13 protein-coding genes are annotated in these 14,106 nt (G+C 71.5%); 6 read left to right on the top strand and 7 right to left on the bottom strand.

The features are described from left to right. Window positions 1-102 precede the first annotated feature (102 nt). Both ACN27F_RS01235 and ACN27F_RS01230 read right to left on the bottom strand, forming a co-directional pair. A complete protein-coding gene (locus ACN27F_RS01235) occupies window positions 103-285 on the bottom strand; it encodes a DUF397 domain-containing protein (RefSeq protein ID WP_421430694.1) in 183 nt (60 codons plus the stop codon). Then, window positions 275-1,162 (bottom strand): helix-turn-helix domain-containing protein, encoded by an 888-nt coding sequence (locus tag ACN27F_RS01230; RefSeq protein WP_421430693.1) that lies wholly within the window; start codon window positions 1,160-1,162, stop codon window positions 275-277. The genes ACN27F_RS01235 and ACN27F_RS01230 overlap by 11 nt, the downstream gene beginning before the upstream one ends. A 456-nt stretch (window positions 1,163-1,618) precedes the next feature. Here ACN27F_RS01230 and ACN27F_RS01225 point away from each other — a divergent pair, with 456 nt between their 5' ends. Beyond that, entirely contained in the window at window positions 1,619-1,900 is a 282-nt protein-coding gene (locus ACN27F_RS01225) for a hypothetical protein (RefSeq protein WP_421430692.1), read from the top strand. Here the strand turns inward: ACN27F_RS01225 and ACN27F_RS01220 are convergent. From ACN27F_RS01220 to ACN27F_RS01210, 3 genes are all read right to left on the bottom strand, one after another. Further along, window positions 1,863-5,297: a tetratricopeptide repeat protein gene (locus ACN27F_RS01220; protein ID WP_421430691.1), complete on the bottom strand. Its 3,435-nt coding sequence runs from the start codon at window positions 5,295-5,297 to the stop codon at window positions 1,863-1,865. The genes ACN27F_RS01225 and ACN27F_RS01220 overlap by 38 nt on opposite strands. Beyond that, the gene (locus ACN27F_RS01215) at window positions 5,294-5,719 is read right to left on the bottom strand and encodes a hypothetical protein (RefSeq protein ID WP_421430690.1); all 426 of its coding nucleotides are present in this window, start codon (window positions 5,717-5,719) and stop codon (window positions 5,294-5,296) included. The genes ACN27F_RS01220 and ACN27F_RS01215 overlap by 4 nt, the downstream gene beginning before the upstream one ends. 82 nt (window positions 5,720-5,801) lie before the next feature. Next, complete coding sequence (locus ACN27F_RS01210) at window positions 5,802-7,016, bottom strand: PP2C family protein-serine/threonine phosphatase (RefSeq protein WP_421430689.1); 1,215 nt, start codon at window positions 7,014-7,016, stop codon at window positions 5,802-5,804. 74 nt (window positions 7,017-7,090) lie between these two features. Here ACN27F_RS01210 and ACN27F_RS01205 point away from each other — a divergent pair, with 74 nt between their 5' ends. Together ACN27F_RS01205 and ACN27F_RS01200 are read left to right on the top strand one after the other, a co-directional pair. Beyond that, window positions 7,091-7,480, top strand: coding sequence for a DUF1304 domain-containing protein (locus ACN27F_RS01205; protein ID WP_421430688.1), 390 nt, complete (start codon window positions 7,091-7,093; stop codon window positions 7,478-7,480). 268 nt (window positions 7,481-7,748) lie between these two features. Beyond that, a complete protein-coding gene (locus ACN27F_RS01200; RefSeq protein ID WP_421430687.1) occupies window positions 7,749-8,573 on the top strand; it encodes a poly-gamma-glutamate hydrolase family protein in 825 nt (274 codons plus the stop codon). A gap of 31 nt (window positions 8,574-8,604) precedes the next feature. Here the strand turns inward: ACN27F_RS01200 and ACN27F_RS01195 are convergent, their stop codons facing one another. Both ACN27F_RS01195 and ACN27F_RS01190 read right to left on the bottom strand, forming a co-directional pair. Beyond that, window positions 8,605-10,017 (bottom strand): MFS transporter, encoded by a 1,413-nt coding sequence (locus tag ACN27F_RS01195; protein WP_421430686.1) that lies wholly within the window; start codon window positions 10,015-10,017, stop codon window positions 8,605-8,607. A gap of 11 nt (window positions 10,018-10,028) precedes the next feature. Next, on the bottom strand, window positions 10,029-10,841 hold the full coding sequence (locus tag ACN27F_RS01190; protein WP_421430685.1) for a glycerophosphodiester phosphodiesterase: 813 nt from the start codon (window positions 10,839-10,841) through the stop codon (window positions 10,029-10,031). Window positions 10,842-10,934: 93 nt separating this feature from the next. On the opposite strand from ACN27F_RS01190, the gene ACN27F_RS01185 reads away from it, so the two are divergent. The 3 genes from ACN27F_RS01185 to ACN27F_RS01175 all read left to right on the top strand — a co-directional run bounded on the left by ACN27F_RS01185 (window position 10,935) and on the right by ACN27F_RS01175 (window position 14,096). Then, the gene (locus ACN27F_RS01185) at window positions 10,935-12,326 is read left to right on the top strand and encodes an Hsp70 family protein (protein ID WP_421430684.1); all 1,392 of its coding nucleotides are present in this window, start codon (window positions 10,935-10,937) and stop codon (window positions 12,324-12,326) included. 61 nt (window positions 12,327-12,387) lie between these two features. Next, window positions 12,388-12,849 carry a hypothetical protein gene (locus tag ACN27F_RS01180; RefSeq protein WP_421430683.1) on the top strand — a complete coding sequence of 154 codons (462 nt, stop codon included), beginning with the start codon at window positions 12,388-12,390 and terminating at the stop codon, window positions 12,847-12,849. Further along, window positions 12,846-14,096 carry a DCC1-like thiol-disulfide oxidoreductase family protein gene (locus ACN27F_RS01175; RefSeq protein ID WP_421430682.1) on the top strand — a complete coding sequence of 417 codons (1,251 nt, stop codon included), beginning with the start codon at window positions 12,846-12,848 and terminating at the stop codon, window positions 14,094-14,096. The genes ACN27F_RS01180 and ACN27F_RS01175 overlap by 4 nt, the downstream gene beginning before the upstream one ends. The last annotated feature ends 10 nt before the right edge of the window (window positions 14,097-14,106 follow it).

The following is a 14,106-nucleotide window of genomic DNA, read 5'->3' as shown; positions in this document are numbered from 1 at the left end:
TGGCCTGCTGACGTAACGTCCGGGACACGAAGACGCCACGGGAATCCCCGGTATGGCGAGGATTCCCGTGGCGCGTGGAACGGGGTAGTGAATCGGGGCAGATCAGGGGTGGGTCTTCACCGTGTCGACGAAGTGCTGCCAGGCGGCGGTGTCGAAGGTGAGGACCGGGCCGGTCTGGTCCTTGCTGTCGCGCACGGCGACGCGGTACGGGTGGCCGGCCACCTCGACACAGTTGCCGTCAGCATCGGACCGGGTGGACTTACGCCAGACGCCGTCAGCCTTCATGGTCGTACTCCTTGGCGATCCGGGTGATGAATTCGGTCGATTCTAGCGGGGTCAGGCAGTGTTGCTTGAGCGACGACCAGATGCCCTCGTAGGTGTCGATCTCGGTGGGTTTGTCGAGGTAAACGGCACCGCACGGGCCGTCGGAGTAGACGGTGGTCGGCTCGGGTGGCCGGACGCTGACCTTGGGGAAGGTCAGGATTGAAAACGGCCCGACTGCTGGTCGGCTGGGGAGGCCGGCGGCGAAGGTGAGGACCCGGACGGTGACGTTGTGTCGTTGGGTGGCGACGGCGGCGAGGTGCCGCAGTTGGCGCGCCATCGCGGCTCGGTCTTTGAGTGGGCGGCGTAGTGCCGCCTCGCCGATCACCACGTCGAGGTCGGGTGCCTGTGGGACGACGCGGGCAAGCAGCTTCTGTCGCTTGGAACGTACTTCGATCTTCGCCTGTTGGTCGGACGGCTTGAGGTCGGGGTTTCCGGTGGTGATGATCTCGGTCATGTACTCCAGGGATTGGAGCAGGCCGGGGATGACGTTCGGTTCGTACTGACGGATGGTCGAAGCGGCGGCTTCGAGGCCGACGTACAGCTTGAACCATTCTTTGATCGCGTGGTCGTAGCTGTGGTACCAGCCGCGTGACTTGGTCTCGCGGGCCAGTTCGCGCATCGTCTTGATCGTTTCTGCGGGTGCGCCGTAGAGCCGGCACATCGCCTCAGCGTCGTTGGGGTGGATCGGCACCTGGCCGCCCTCGTACCGCCAGATGCGCGGCGGTGACCATTCGAGTGCCTTGGCCGCTGCGGCGACCGTGACATGAGCGTCTTCACGAAGCTCTCTCAGATATCGACCCAGTTGCCTGCGCGGAACAGTACTGCCGGCGTCGTCCACGAAACCCCGTCCTCTCGTGTCGCGTAATGGTGGGTGGATGTTGGGCTCGAACCTACCGGTGCGAGATTGCGCTGAGCCAGATGGCGAATAAGCATGATGTGAAGGAAGAGTTCAGTGATCATGGAAAATGTGTTGCGAGAAGGGTTGACAAATGCGGTTTAGGTCCACACGCGACGATCAGATGCGGTTCGAGCCGCGACACGCCCGCAACTGGCGTCGGCTCGGCCGGTACTGCCGCTGCGGAATACGCTGGCCATGCCCCGATAGGTACCTGTCGTCGACCATCGCGCCGTACCTGCACAACGCGCCGGCGCCGCGACCGAAACCGACCGATCGGCCATCGAACCAGTCGCCGCAGTGGGATCGCGGCCCCCGATGGAACCACCCCACCGAGTACGTGTGGGTCGCCGGCCTGTTGACGCGTGGACAGCGCGCCCGAGTGAACGGGGCACACTGATGCACATCGCGTCCCGCCCCCACTGGAATTGCGGCGAGTGCGGTACGGAATGGCCATGTGACACCGCGAAGATCGAGATCACCGCCGACTGGGCGAACGACCCGATCGGGATGTGCGTCTACCTCGCCACCCTGATGTACGAGGCGATCGACGACCTGCTGGAATGCGACGCCGAGCAGCTCAGCCCGCCCGACCTGTACCGCCGGTTCCTCCGCTGGCCCGACCAGATCGCCGAGTCCGAAGCTATTGCCCGTCTGTCAGCGCGTCCCGGCGAGCTCTGACCGCTGTTGCCTCGGCCCCGTGACCGAGCCCGTCGAGTACGTCCGCCAGGGTTCCCAGCGCCCCGGCAAGATCACGTACGTACGCCATCGGGATTTGCTGGAACAGCTTCTCGTAACGCTCGACTGACTCGGTCGCGGCGGTCAGCGCCTCGGGCAGCTCGTATTGGTGGGCTGCCCGCACCCAGGCTTCGGTCCAGAGCGATTTGGCGAGGTCGGGTTCGTAGGCGGCGGGGTTGACCGTGGCGAGCCGGCGGTAGATGTCGGCGGCTTCGAGGGTGGCGGTCAGGGCTTCGTCGCGCCGGCCCAGGTTCGACAGTCGGATGCCGAGGTTGTTCAGCGACATGGCGAGGTCGGGTTCGTAGGCGGCGGGGTTGACCTGCGCGAGCCGGCGGTAGATGTCTGCTGCTTCGAGGGTGGCGGTCAGGGCTTCGTCGCGCCGGCCGAGGTTCGACAGCATCACGGAGAGGTTGTTCAGCGACATGGCGAGGTCGGGTTCGTAGGCGGCGGGGTTGACCTGCGCGAGCCGGCGGTAGATGTCTGCTGCTTCGGTGGTGGCGGTCAGGGCTTCGTCGCGCCGGCCGAGGTTCGACAGTCGGATGCCGAGGTTGTTCAGCGACATGGCGAGGTCGGGTTCGTAGGCGGCGGGGTTGACCGTGGCGAGCCGGCGGTAGATGTCGGCGGCTTCGAGGGTGGCGGTCAGGGCTTCGTCGCGCCGGCCCAGGTTCGACAGTCGGATGCCGAGGTTGTTCAGCGACGCGGCGAGGTCGGGTTCGTAGGCGGCGGGGTTGACCGTGGCGAGCCGGCGGCGGATCGTGACGGCTTCGGTGGTGGCGGTCAGGGCTTCGTCGCGCCGGCCCAGGTTCGACAGTCGGATGCCGAGGTTGTTCAGCGACGCGGCGAGGTCGGGTTCGTAGGCGGCGGGGTTGACCGTGGCGAGCCGGCGGTAGATGTCGGCGGCTTCGACGGTGGCGGTCAGGGCTTCGTCACGCCGCCCCAGGCTCGACAGCATCACGGAGAGGTTGTTCAGCGACATGGCGAGGTCGGGTTCGTAGGCGGCGGGGTTGACCGTGGCGAGCCGGCGGCGGATCGTGACGGCTTCGGTGGTGGCGGTCAGGGCTTCGTCGCGCCGGCCGAGGTTCGACAGTCGGATGCCGAGGTTGTTCAGCGACATGGCGAGGTCGGGTTCGTAGGCGGCGGGGTTGACCGTGGCGAGCCGGCGGCGGATCGTGACGGCTTCGGTGGTGGCGGTCAGGGCTTCGTCGCGCCGCCCCAGGTTCGACAGCATCACGGAGAGGTTGTTCAGCGACATGGCGAGGTCGGGTTCGTAGGCGGCGGGGTTGACCTGCGCGAGCCGGCGGTAGATGTCTGCTGCTTCGGTGGTGGCGGTCAGGGCTTCGTCGCGCCGCCCCAGGTTCGACAGATCGACGGAGAGGTTGTTCAGCGACGCGGCGAGGTCGGGTTCGTAGGCGGCGGGGTTCACTTGGGCGAGCCGGCGTCGGATCGTGACGGCTTCGGTGGTGGCGGTCAGGGCTTCGTCGCGCCGCCCCAGGCTCGACAGCATCATGCCGAGGTTGTTCAGCGACATGGCGAGGTCGGGTTCGTAGGCGGCGGGGTTGACCGTGGCGAGCCGGCGGTAGATGTCGGCGGCTTCGACGGTGGCGGTCAGGGCTTCGTCACGCCGCCCCAGGCTCGACAGCATCACGGAGAGGTTGTTCAGCGACGCGGCGAGGTCGGGTTCGTAGGAGGCGGGGTTCACTTGGGCGAGCCGGCGTCGGATCGTGACGGCTTCGTCGGTGGCGGTCAGGGCCTCGTCGCGCCGGCCTGCCTCCGAAAACCGGTTACCGAGCGTGACGAGCAACCGCGCCCGCGTCAGCTCGTCTGCGGTAGCGAGCCGATGCGACGTAAGTCGCATCGTGATGGCTGCTTTAGCGACGGCTAGGCCGACATGCAGTTGTTGCGGCAGATGCGGCTCGATCGCTTCCAGCGCGGCGAGGTCGAGCGTCTCGACTTCGGCGACCCGGGCCAGGACGGTGCCGCCGGCGGCGACCGCCAACTCGGGGCGCTGACGCAGCAGCGGGGAGAGAACCCGGGACGCGACGTGCGGCCAGCGGATCGCTGCCTCGACCAGCACCGTCAACGCCGCTGCCGACCAGGGTGGCTCACCAGCGCCATCCGGGTCGGTGCCGGTGACCAGCCGGGTGATCGCCCCACTGGACCATGGATCGGTCGGGGAGCCGGCCACCCCGTGGCCGGGAAGCCGTAGCGCGATGAAGTCCTCGCCGAGCCGGTCCGGATACAGCGGCTCCAGCACCTTGTCCGGCTCGGCCGGCGGGTAGCAGACGGCATGGTCGGTCAGGACCTGGTCGGCGGCGTCCGGCGTGCACACTCCGGCCGTCGTCAAGGCGTTGATACCGCCGTCGTAGTCGAGCGGCCGGGTCAACGTCGCCGTGCAGACCGTACGGCTCAGCACCTGCGGGGTCGTGACGAAGCTGGCCCGCTGCTCGTACAGCTTGTGCCAGTGGTCGACCTCGCGGCGTAGCAGGTAGGCCGACAGGTCCCGATCGCCGGTCGGCGCTGTCAGCTGGCGCGCGGCGGCGTCGACCGCGACCAGCGCCGCCATGTGGACCACCAGGATCTGCCGGTACGCCTCCCCGCTGGCCAGATCATTCGGCGGCGGGATCGAGGTGCCGTCGATTCCGTACGCGTAGGCGAACCGGTCAGCTGCCTCGGCGAAGATCCGCTGCCGGTTCGCGGGGCTGTCGGCGGCCGGGGTCAGCGCGGAGACGTCGGCCGCGTACCCAAGGGTCGTCAGGTCATGCTGGTACGGCCACAGGGTCGACTCGGGGCGGGCAAGCAGCAGCACCCGGGTCGGCACGCCCTGGCGCAGCAGCCGGTCCTTGAGCAGGTCCCGCAGGTCTTCGGCGGGCCAGCGTTCGGCGTAGTCGACGATCACCAGCAGGCCGCGCCCGGTGACCTCGGTTGCCTCGGGCGGGTCGTCGGCGGCGAGTTGGCTGCGATGGCGGGCGACCGTGACCGCCCAGCCGGCGGCAATGCTGTCCGCGCCGAACTGGGCGGCGAGCCGGGTCTTGCCCTGCCCACCCGGCCCGTGCAGCAGCCGCACCGCCACGCCACGCGCCGGGTCGTCGCGCCAGGCGGCCAACTCGGCGCGGTCGACGTCCCGCAGGGCGGTGAACGGCACCACCTGGTTGTTGGCGGCGAGCAGCATGCTCGGCTGGTCGACCAACGTACGCGGGTCCGGCGGACGTGGCGGCTGCCACCGCTCCACCCGGTACGCCGGCCGCTGCTCATAGATGGTGATGTGCTGGTCACCGGCGGCCTGGAACACCTGCCCGTGGCCGCTGGCCTCGCCGCGCAGATGGGTGTCCGGATGGCTCACTTCTCGTTGATGTGCTGGTCGCGGCCGGCCTGATAGACACGACCCTTGCCGCGCGCGGTGGCCTTCATGGTGATGCTGCCGGCCTGCTGATGGTCGGCCGGCGGCAGCAGGGGAGTGAGGGTGTCGTCGAGAAGGCTACGCAGCTCGGCGGCGAACGCCGGATCCTGGCGGATCAGCCGCTGCAGTTTGCGCTGCCAGTCGTCGACCAAGCCCTGCTCCGCGTCGGTGTCACCGTCGCGGCGAGCGGTCAGGACCTCGTCGCGTACCTCGGCCAGCTCGGCGGCGACGGCGTCGGCCTGCTGCGGGCGTACCCGCCGCCACAGCGCGACCGCCCCGTCGCGGGCCTTCTCCCAGGCGTCCGTCGCGATCGCCTGGATCAACGCGGCACCGGTCGCCGCCGCGATCGGGTCGATGTCCACCATGCCCGCCACTCCGTCCGTCCGAGGTGGCAACCACAGTAGACCGGCACCGCCAGCCAGTCGGACCGCCGCGCTGTCGGATCGGTTACAGCGGGGTGGGAAGGGTGCGGACGGCGGCGGTGCGGGACCATTCGGCCAGCAGCAGGGTGGCGTCGTCGTCGGGTGGGCCGCCCCGGTGGTCGGCGACGGCGCGGGCCAGCCGGCGGACCGCCTCGGGGGCCGGCAGCCCGGTGGCGGCCTGCCGTTCGGCGAGGTCGACCAGGCGGGGCAGGCCGAACGGGTCGCTGGCGCGCACCCCGGCCTCGGGCACGCCGTCGGTGAACAGCAGCAGCTGGTCGCCGGGTTCGAGGATCTCCTCGCCGACGCGCTCGGCGGTGTCGGGGATGCCCAGCGGCAGTCGGCGGCCGGCGCGCAGCTCACGGACCATTTTGCCGCCGCGCAGCAGTAGCGGCCGGGGGTGCCCAGCGTTGACGTAGCGCAGCCGCCCGGTCTCCAGGTCCAGGTCGGCGAGGAACGCGGTGACGAACCGGGCGTCGGTGAACTGGTCGGTCAGGGACGTGTCGGCGGTGCGGCCCTGCGCGACCAGATCCTGCCCGCGGCGGCGGGCCGACCGGACGGCGGCGATCACCGTCGTGCAGGCCAGGCCGGCTTTCAGGCTGTGCCCGACCGCGTCGAAGATCGCCAGGAAGGCGTGGTCGCCGTCGATGGCGTAGTCGAAGCCGTCGCCGCCGACGTCGTAGCAGGGTTCGAGTACGGCGCTGACGGTGATCCGGCCGGTGGCGGCGGTCAACGGCGGCAGCACCTGCGACACGAGTTCGGCGGCCACCGTCGCCGGCCGGGACCGGCCGACCAGCAGCAGGTGGTCGCCTTTCGGTCGGGTGACGGTGATCAGGTGCCCGAGCAGGCCGGCGACGGTTTCGCAGCGGCGACGGGTGTGCGTCCCGGCGGCGACGGCCGGATCGTCGAACACGTACTCGATGACGCCGAGCCGGTCGGTGCCGTCGACCATCGGGATCCACCAGGCCGGCGCGTTCAACGCCGGGATCGACTCGACCAGGGTGAAGGCCCGCCCGGCGACGGACCCTTCGACCGGTTGCGGCTGCGGGTCGGCGCGGCCCGGCACCGGTACGGGTCGCAGCGTGTGCTGCTCCTCGTCGACCAGGAAGATGGTGGCCCGCACGTCGAGGGTGGCCATCACGTCGGCGAACGCGCCGCCCAGTTCGTCGGGCTGGAACAGGTGGGAGCGCAGCAGCACGTCGCTGAGCGCGTCGAGCCACTGCCGTTCCGGCGTGCGGTCCATGGCCGCCACCCTACGACGTGGCCGATCCGATAGATTGCCTCCGGTCGGTACAGGCTCGTGGGAGCGGGGACGCCGTGGTTGTCGCAGGTCTGGTCCTCGCCGGTGTGGCGGCGCTGATCCATGGCTACATCTTCTACCTCGAATCGGTGGTGTGGACCGCGCCGCGTACCCGGGCGGTGTTCGGCGTTCGCAGCGAGCAGGACGCCCTCACCACCCGGGACCTGGCGTTCAATCAGGGCTTCTACAACCTGTTCCTGGCGGTCGCGGTGGTGGTCGGCATCGTCGTGGTCGCGGCCGGGGCGGGCGCCGTCGGCGCGACCCTGGTGTTCACCGGCGCCGGTGCCATGGTGGCGGCCGGCGCGGTGCTGCTGATCTCACGGCCCGCGATGGCCCGCGCCGCGCTCGTCCAGGCACTGCCGCCGCTGCTGGGTGTCCTCGCCCTGGCGGTCGGGCTCACCGTCTGACCCCGCTCCGCGCGGGCGGGCCAGTCGTCGACCGGTGGCCTGCCGTCGATGTCGGGTCACGAACACCACAGGTCTCGCAGATCCGACGATTCTTCGGCGCAAATGGCACCGTACCCCTGCATTCTTCGGCCGTTCCGTGTCTGCGCGGACGGAATCCCGGTCGGCAATTGGTTCGCGTCGTCGACGCCCGCCGTGACACGGTGTGCCTCGCCCGACACCACAGGGCGACGCACGATCGCACCGATCCACACACCGGAGGAGACACCTCGTGAACACCAGCAGACGGACGGTCCTCGGCCTGCTCGCCACCGCGGCGGTCGCCGGACCCCTGGTGACGTTGCCGGCGACCCCGGCCGCCGCCGCCGACATCTACGACTCGAACACCGACCTGTACTCGGATCCGGACCTGGCCGAAGGGGTCGACTACGCCCGCCGCTACCGCCGGCATCCGCTGCTCGACAACTCCGACGCCACCGCGTTCGCGTTCCCGCGTACCGCGATCATCGCCCCGCACGGCGGCGGCATCGAGGGCGGCACCTCGGAGCTGTGCCTGGCGATCGCCGGCTACCACCCGGCGAGCCTGGCGGCGACCCCGCCGGCCGGCCCGGTGCACGACTACTGGATGTTCGAGGGCATCCGCTCGTCCGGCAACGCCGAACTGCACGTCACCGCCAGCCACTGCGACGACGTCCCGGCGCTGTCGGTGGCGGCCGGCGCGCTGAACGTCGTGGCCCTGCACGGCTGCACCCCGGGCACCGCCGGGCTGCCGTCGAACGCGCAGGCCGTCGCCGTCGGCGGACGCAACGCGGCGTTTCGCGCCGCGCTGATCACCGCCTACACCACGGCCGGGATCACCGCGTTCGACGCGACCGGCATCCCGGCGATCGCCGGCACCGCCACCGACAACATCGTCAACCGGACCCTGCTCGGCATGGGTGCCCAGCTGGAGCTGACCACTCCGCTGCGCGCGGCGATGTTCGGCACCAACACCCGCTCCCAGCGCAAGAACACCACCAACACGCTGTTCTGGGACTTCGTGGCGGCCACCCGCACCGCCATCGCGCAGATCGAGGCGACGCAGCCGATCCTGTGACGCCACCGCGACACCCCGCCCCGCTCCCGGGTCACAGCACCCGGGGCGGGGTGTTGCCGGCGGCGACGATCGCCCGGCGCATCGGCACCGCCAGCAGCAGCACGAAGCCCACCACGAAGAAGATCAACAACGAGACCAGACCCACCCGGTACGAGTTCGTCAGCTGGAACACCAGCCCGAACGCCAGCGGCCCCAACCAGCTGGTGCCCTTGTCGCTGATCTCGTAGAAGCCGTAGTACTCGCCCTCGCGCCCGGCCGGGATCAGCTGGCTGAACAGCGACCGGCTCAGCGCCTGGCTGCCGCCGAGCACCAGCCCGATCGCCGCGCCGAGCGCCATGAACTGGGCGGGCGCCTCGGCCGGCAGCCGGAACGCGGCCAGGATCACCCCGGTCCACAGCACCAGGCTGCCCAGCACCGTCTTCCACGCGCCGACCCGCCGGGCGATCGCACCCAGCGCCAGCGCCCCACCGAACGCCAGGAACTGCACCAGCAGGATCGTCACGATCAGCGTCGACTGGCCCAGCCGCAGCTCCTCGGTGCCGTACTGGCTGGACAGCGCGATCACCGTCTGGATGCCGTCGTTGTAGACCAGGAACGCCAGCAGGAAGAACAACGTCAACGGGTACGCCTTGAGCCCGCGCAGCGTCGCGCCGAGCTGCTTGAACCCGTCGGTGAGCACATTGGCGCCCGGCCGGGCCTCCAACGCCGGATGCTCCCGCAGCCACGCCAGCGGCACCAGGGTGAACACCGCCCACCACACCCCGGCCGACACGATCGACCAGCGGGCCAGGTCCAGGGTGCGCTGCGGGTCGCCGTCGACGCTGAACGACTGCACCACCACCAGGTTCGCCGCCAGCAGCAGCCCGCCGCCCAGGTAGCCCAGCGCCCAGCCCCGGCTGGAGATGCCGTCGCGGTCGTCCGGGCCGCCCAGCTGCGGCAGGAACGAGTTGTACACCACCACGCTGGCGCCGAACGCCACGTTGGCCAGGATGAACAGCGCCCCGCCGAGCAGGTAGCGCTCGCCGGTGACGAACACCATCGCGACCGTCGCCCCGGCGCCGACGAACGCCGACACCGCCAGCAGCCGCTTCTTGTGCAGGCTGCGGTCGGCCAGCGCGCCCATCACCGGCAGCACCAGCACCGTCAACGCCACCGACAGCGACACCAGGTACGGGAAGTACGAGCCGGCCGCCACCTTGATGCCCAGCGGGTACACGTACGCCGCGCAGGAGTCGGCGTCGATGGCGCAGCCGGCGGCCTGCTCGGTGACGCTGGTCAGGAACGGCCCGAGGAACACGGTGATGACGGTGGTGGAGAACGCCGACATCGCCCAGTCGTAGAAGTACCAGCCGGTGCGTTCCCGGCGGGTGCTACCGACGACGACGGCGGCTGCGGAAGCGGCGGCGGGGGAGTCGGGCGCGGCGGGCGGGGTGGGGTCGGCCATCGGTTCCTTCGCTATCGGTCACGGGCGGCGCTGTCCGCGTCGACCCGCCGGTCGGGCGGCCAGAGGCCACGGCTGAGATACACGTCACGCAACACCTCGACGTGATCGGTCATGATGCCATCCACCCCGAGGTCCAGTAACTCGTGCATCTCGGCAGGTTCGTCGATCGTCCAGACGTGCACCCGCAACCCCAACCGGTGGCAGTACGCCACGAACCGGGCGTCGACCACCCGTACCCGGTTGAACCGCACCGGCACCTGCGCGGCCACCACCGACGGCGGCAACCGCAGCCGCCCGCCGGTGATCGACCCGATCCGCAGCCGGGTCACCGCCCGCATGCCCAGCGACGTCGCGACCCGCCCGTGTGTCAACGACCGCAGCCGGTGCAGCCGCCGGTCGGAGAACGACGCCAGCAGCACCCGGTCACCGGCGGCGCACCGCTGGATGGCCGCCACCGTCGGGCGGATGCCGCCGTCGGCCTTCACGTCGATGTTGAACCGCACCTGCGGCCACGCGCCGAGCACCTCGTCGAGGCGGGGCACCGCCGCCGCCCCACCGACCCGGACGGTGGCCAGGTCCGCCCACCGCATCCGGGCGATGCTGCCCTGCTCGCCGGTCACCCGCTGCAGCGTCGGATCGTGGAACACCACCGCCACCCCGTCGGCGGTGCCGTGCACGTCGGTCTCCACGTACCGGTAGCCGAGCCCGACGGCGCGGCCGAACGCCTCGGCGGTGTTCTCGTCGCCACGGGCGGCGCCGCCCCGGTGCGCGAACGCGATCGGGGCCGGCGAGTCCAGGTACGCGAACCGGTGCTGCTGCGACACGGGTGGCAGTATGCCCGCCGGCGGCGACCTGCGGGCATACACCAGGTTGCGCCGCGCCGACGCCGCGCCGGCACCGCAGTAGGGTGTGCTCCCATGCGGGCACTCGGCATCGACTTCGGCACCTCCAACACGGTGGCGATGGTGCGCGGCGGCGACGGGCGGACCCGGCCGCTGCTGTTCGACGGCTCCCCGCTGCTGCCCTCGGCGGTGTACCGGCAGTCCGACGGGCGGCTGCTGGTCGGCCACGACGCGCACCGCCACGCCCGCATCGACCCGTCGGCGTTCGAACCCAACCCGAAACGCCGCGTCGACGACGGCGTGGTGCTGCTCGGCGACGCCGAACTGCCGGTGCCGCAGGTCGTCGCCGCGGTGCTGCGTCACGTCGCCGCCGAGGCGCGCCGCCAGCTCGGCGGCATCGACCAGGTCCGGATGACCCACCCGGCCGGCTGGGGGGAGCGGCGGCGGCTGATGCTGATCCAGGCCGCGCACGCCGCCGGCCTGCCCAGACCGATGCTGGTCGCCGAGCCGGTCGCCGCCGCCTCCTACTACACCTCGGTGCTCGGCTCGGCGGTGCCGCCCGGGCGGGCGCTGGCCATCTACGACCTGGGCGGCGGCACCTTCGACGCGACCGTGGTGCGCCGCTCGGCGACCGGCTTCGACGTGCTCGCCGAGCAGGGCCTGGCCGAACTCGGCGGCCTCGACTTCGACCAGGCCCTCGTCGAGCACCTCGGCCACACCTACTCCGACACCCGCACCGCGTTGTGGAACGGTCTGGTCACCCCGGCCGACACCGGGCAGCGGCGGGCCCGCGCCCTGCTCTACGACGACGTCCGCGGCGCCAAGGAGATGCTCTCGCGCACCACCAGCGCCGACGTGCACCTGCCGGCGCTGGACATCGCCGCGCACGTCACCCGCGAGGAGCTGGAGTCGCTGATCCGCGGCCACCTGGCCCGCACCGTGACCTGCCTGGCGCAGACCGTCGCCGGTGCCGGCCTGGCCCCCGGCGACCTGGTCGGCATCTTCCTGGTCGGCGGCTCCAGCCGGATCCCGCTGGCGGCGAACCTGATCCACGCCGAGCTGGGGGTGGCACCCACCACCCTGGAGCAGCCGGAGACCGTGGTCGCCGAAGGGGTGCTGTCCCTGGGCACAGCACCGCCGGCACCGGCCGGCGGGCTGTCCGGGACGCCGCGCGCGCTGCCGCCACCGGCACGCCCGGTCACCGGGCCGCGCCCGCCGACGCTCGCCCCCCGCCCGGCGGCGGTGCCCGCCCCGCCGTACCCCACGCCGGTGCCGCCCGTGTCACCGGCCCCGCCACGGCTGCCGGCCCCCGCGTCGCCGGCCGGGCCGGTGCCGTACCCGCCGATGCCTCCGCAGCGGCGCGCCTGGTACGACGAACCCGGCCGGGTGTGGCTGCTGGCCCTGACCGTGATGGTGCTCATCGCGATCGTGGTGCTGCTGATCATGACCGTCGAACTGCTCCGGTGAGGCGCGCCGACCGCCGTGCTCCGCCCCGCCGCGTCACCACCGGTCGGCTAGAGTGCGCCGGGTGCAGAACCAGACCCTGACGACACCTGCCCTGACGGCACCTGGTCGCCTGGTCCGCGTGCTGACCACCGCTGTCGTGTTCGCGCTGCTGCTGGCCGGAACCGTGTGGGGCACCGACGACCACTTCCCGTTCGGCCCGTTCAGCATGTACGCCGGCGTCAACGGCCCCGACGACCCGGCACCGGACACCCGGGTGGAGGGCACCGACGCCACCGGCGCGATCCTGGTGCTCGACGAACACAACGCGGGCGTGCGGCGGGCCGAGATCGAAGGCCGGGAAGCCGCCTACGTCGCCGACCCCGACCAGCTCGCCCTGATCGCCGACAGCTACGCCGAGCTCAACCCGGGGGCACCGCCGATCGTCCGGGTGGCCGTCATCGTCCGGCTGCACGAGATCCGCGCCAGCGCGGCCACCGGCCGGTGGCATGAGGAGACCCGCGCCGTCTGGCAGGCGCCGTCGTGAGCCGCTGGCTGTTCGAGGCCGTGCCGCTCGGCCGGGTCGCGGCGCTGCGCACCGTCGCCTACCTGTTCATCGTGTTCGACCTGCTGGTCTACTCGTCGTGGGTACGGGCCCGGGGCGAGGTGCCGGCCGAGCTGTACCAGCCGCTCGCGGTCGCCCGTTTCCTGCACCTGCCGCCGCCGGCCGGCCTGCTGGTCGACCTGGTCTGGTGGGCGTTGCTGCTGCTGGCGCCGCTGGCCGCGACGGGCCGGCTGCCCCGGCTGCTCGGCTGGGCGGTGTTCGCGCTCTACCTCGAATGGCTGATCATCGCGATGAGTTACGGCAAGGTCGACCACGACCGGTTCGCCTTCCTCGTCGCGCTCGCCGTGCTGCCCACCGTCGGCGCGGCCCGTCACGGCGACCGCTGTCGCAGCGAGGCCGCCGGCTGGGCGCTGCGGGTCGTCCAGATCGCGGTGGTGTGCACCTACTTCCTGTCGGCGTACGCGAAGATCCGCTTCGGCGGCTGGGGGTGGCTGACCGGCTCGGTCCTCGCGCGCGCCTTCCTGCGCCGCGGCTCCGAGTTCGCCGACCTGCTCGCCGCCGTGCCGTACGCGCTGATCGCGGCCCAGATCGGCATCGTCGTGTTCGAGGCGGCCAGCCCGCTGGTGTTCCTGACCCGGGGCCGGCTGCGGTACGCGGTCATCGGCTTCTTCTACTCGTTCCACCTGATGTCGTTCGCCACCATCTCGATCTCGTTCGCCCCGCACCTGGTCGCGATGGGGGCGTTCCTGCCGCTGGAGCGGGTACGGCCGCTGCTCTGGGCCCGGCGGGCACCGGCACCGGACAATGTGCCGATGAGCGGTGACGGCCAGCGGCCCCGGGGCACGTTCGTCTACGACGGCGACTGCGCGTTCTGCACGATGTGCGTGCGGTTCATCGAGCGGCGGGTGCCGCACCGCGCCGAGGTGGTGCCGTGGCAGTGGAGTGACCTGGGCGTGCTCGGGCTCACCCGTGAGCAGGCCCTGGCCGCGGTCCAGTGGGTGCCGGCCGGCGCGGTCGGCTCGGCCGGCGCCGGTCCGGTGGCGATCGCCGCGCTGCTGCGCACCAGCAACCCGTTCTGGCGGGCGGTCGGCGCCGTGCTCGCGCTGCCGCCGGTGACCGCCCTGGCCTGGCCGGTCTACCGGTGGATCGCCGACAACCGGCACCGGCTGCCGGGCGGCACCGCCGCCTGCGCGGTGCCCCGCGAACCGGCCGGACCCGACCACCGCTGAGCGTCCGGCT

It is taken from the genome of Solwaraspora sp. WMMB335, assembly GCF_049179075.1.
Taxonomy (GTDB): domain Bacteria; phylum Actinomycetota; class Actinomycetes; order Mycobacteriales; family Micromonosporaceae; genus Micromonospora_E.
The sequence above is the reverse complement of the archived record's forward strand: the minus strand, read 5'-3'. Positions and strand labels throughout refer to the sequence as shown.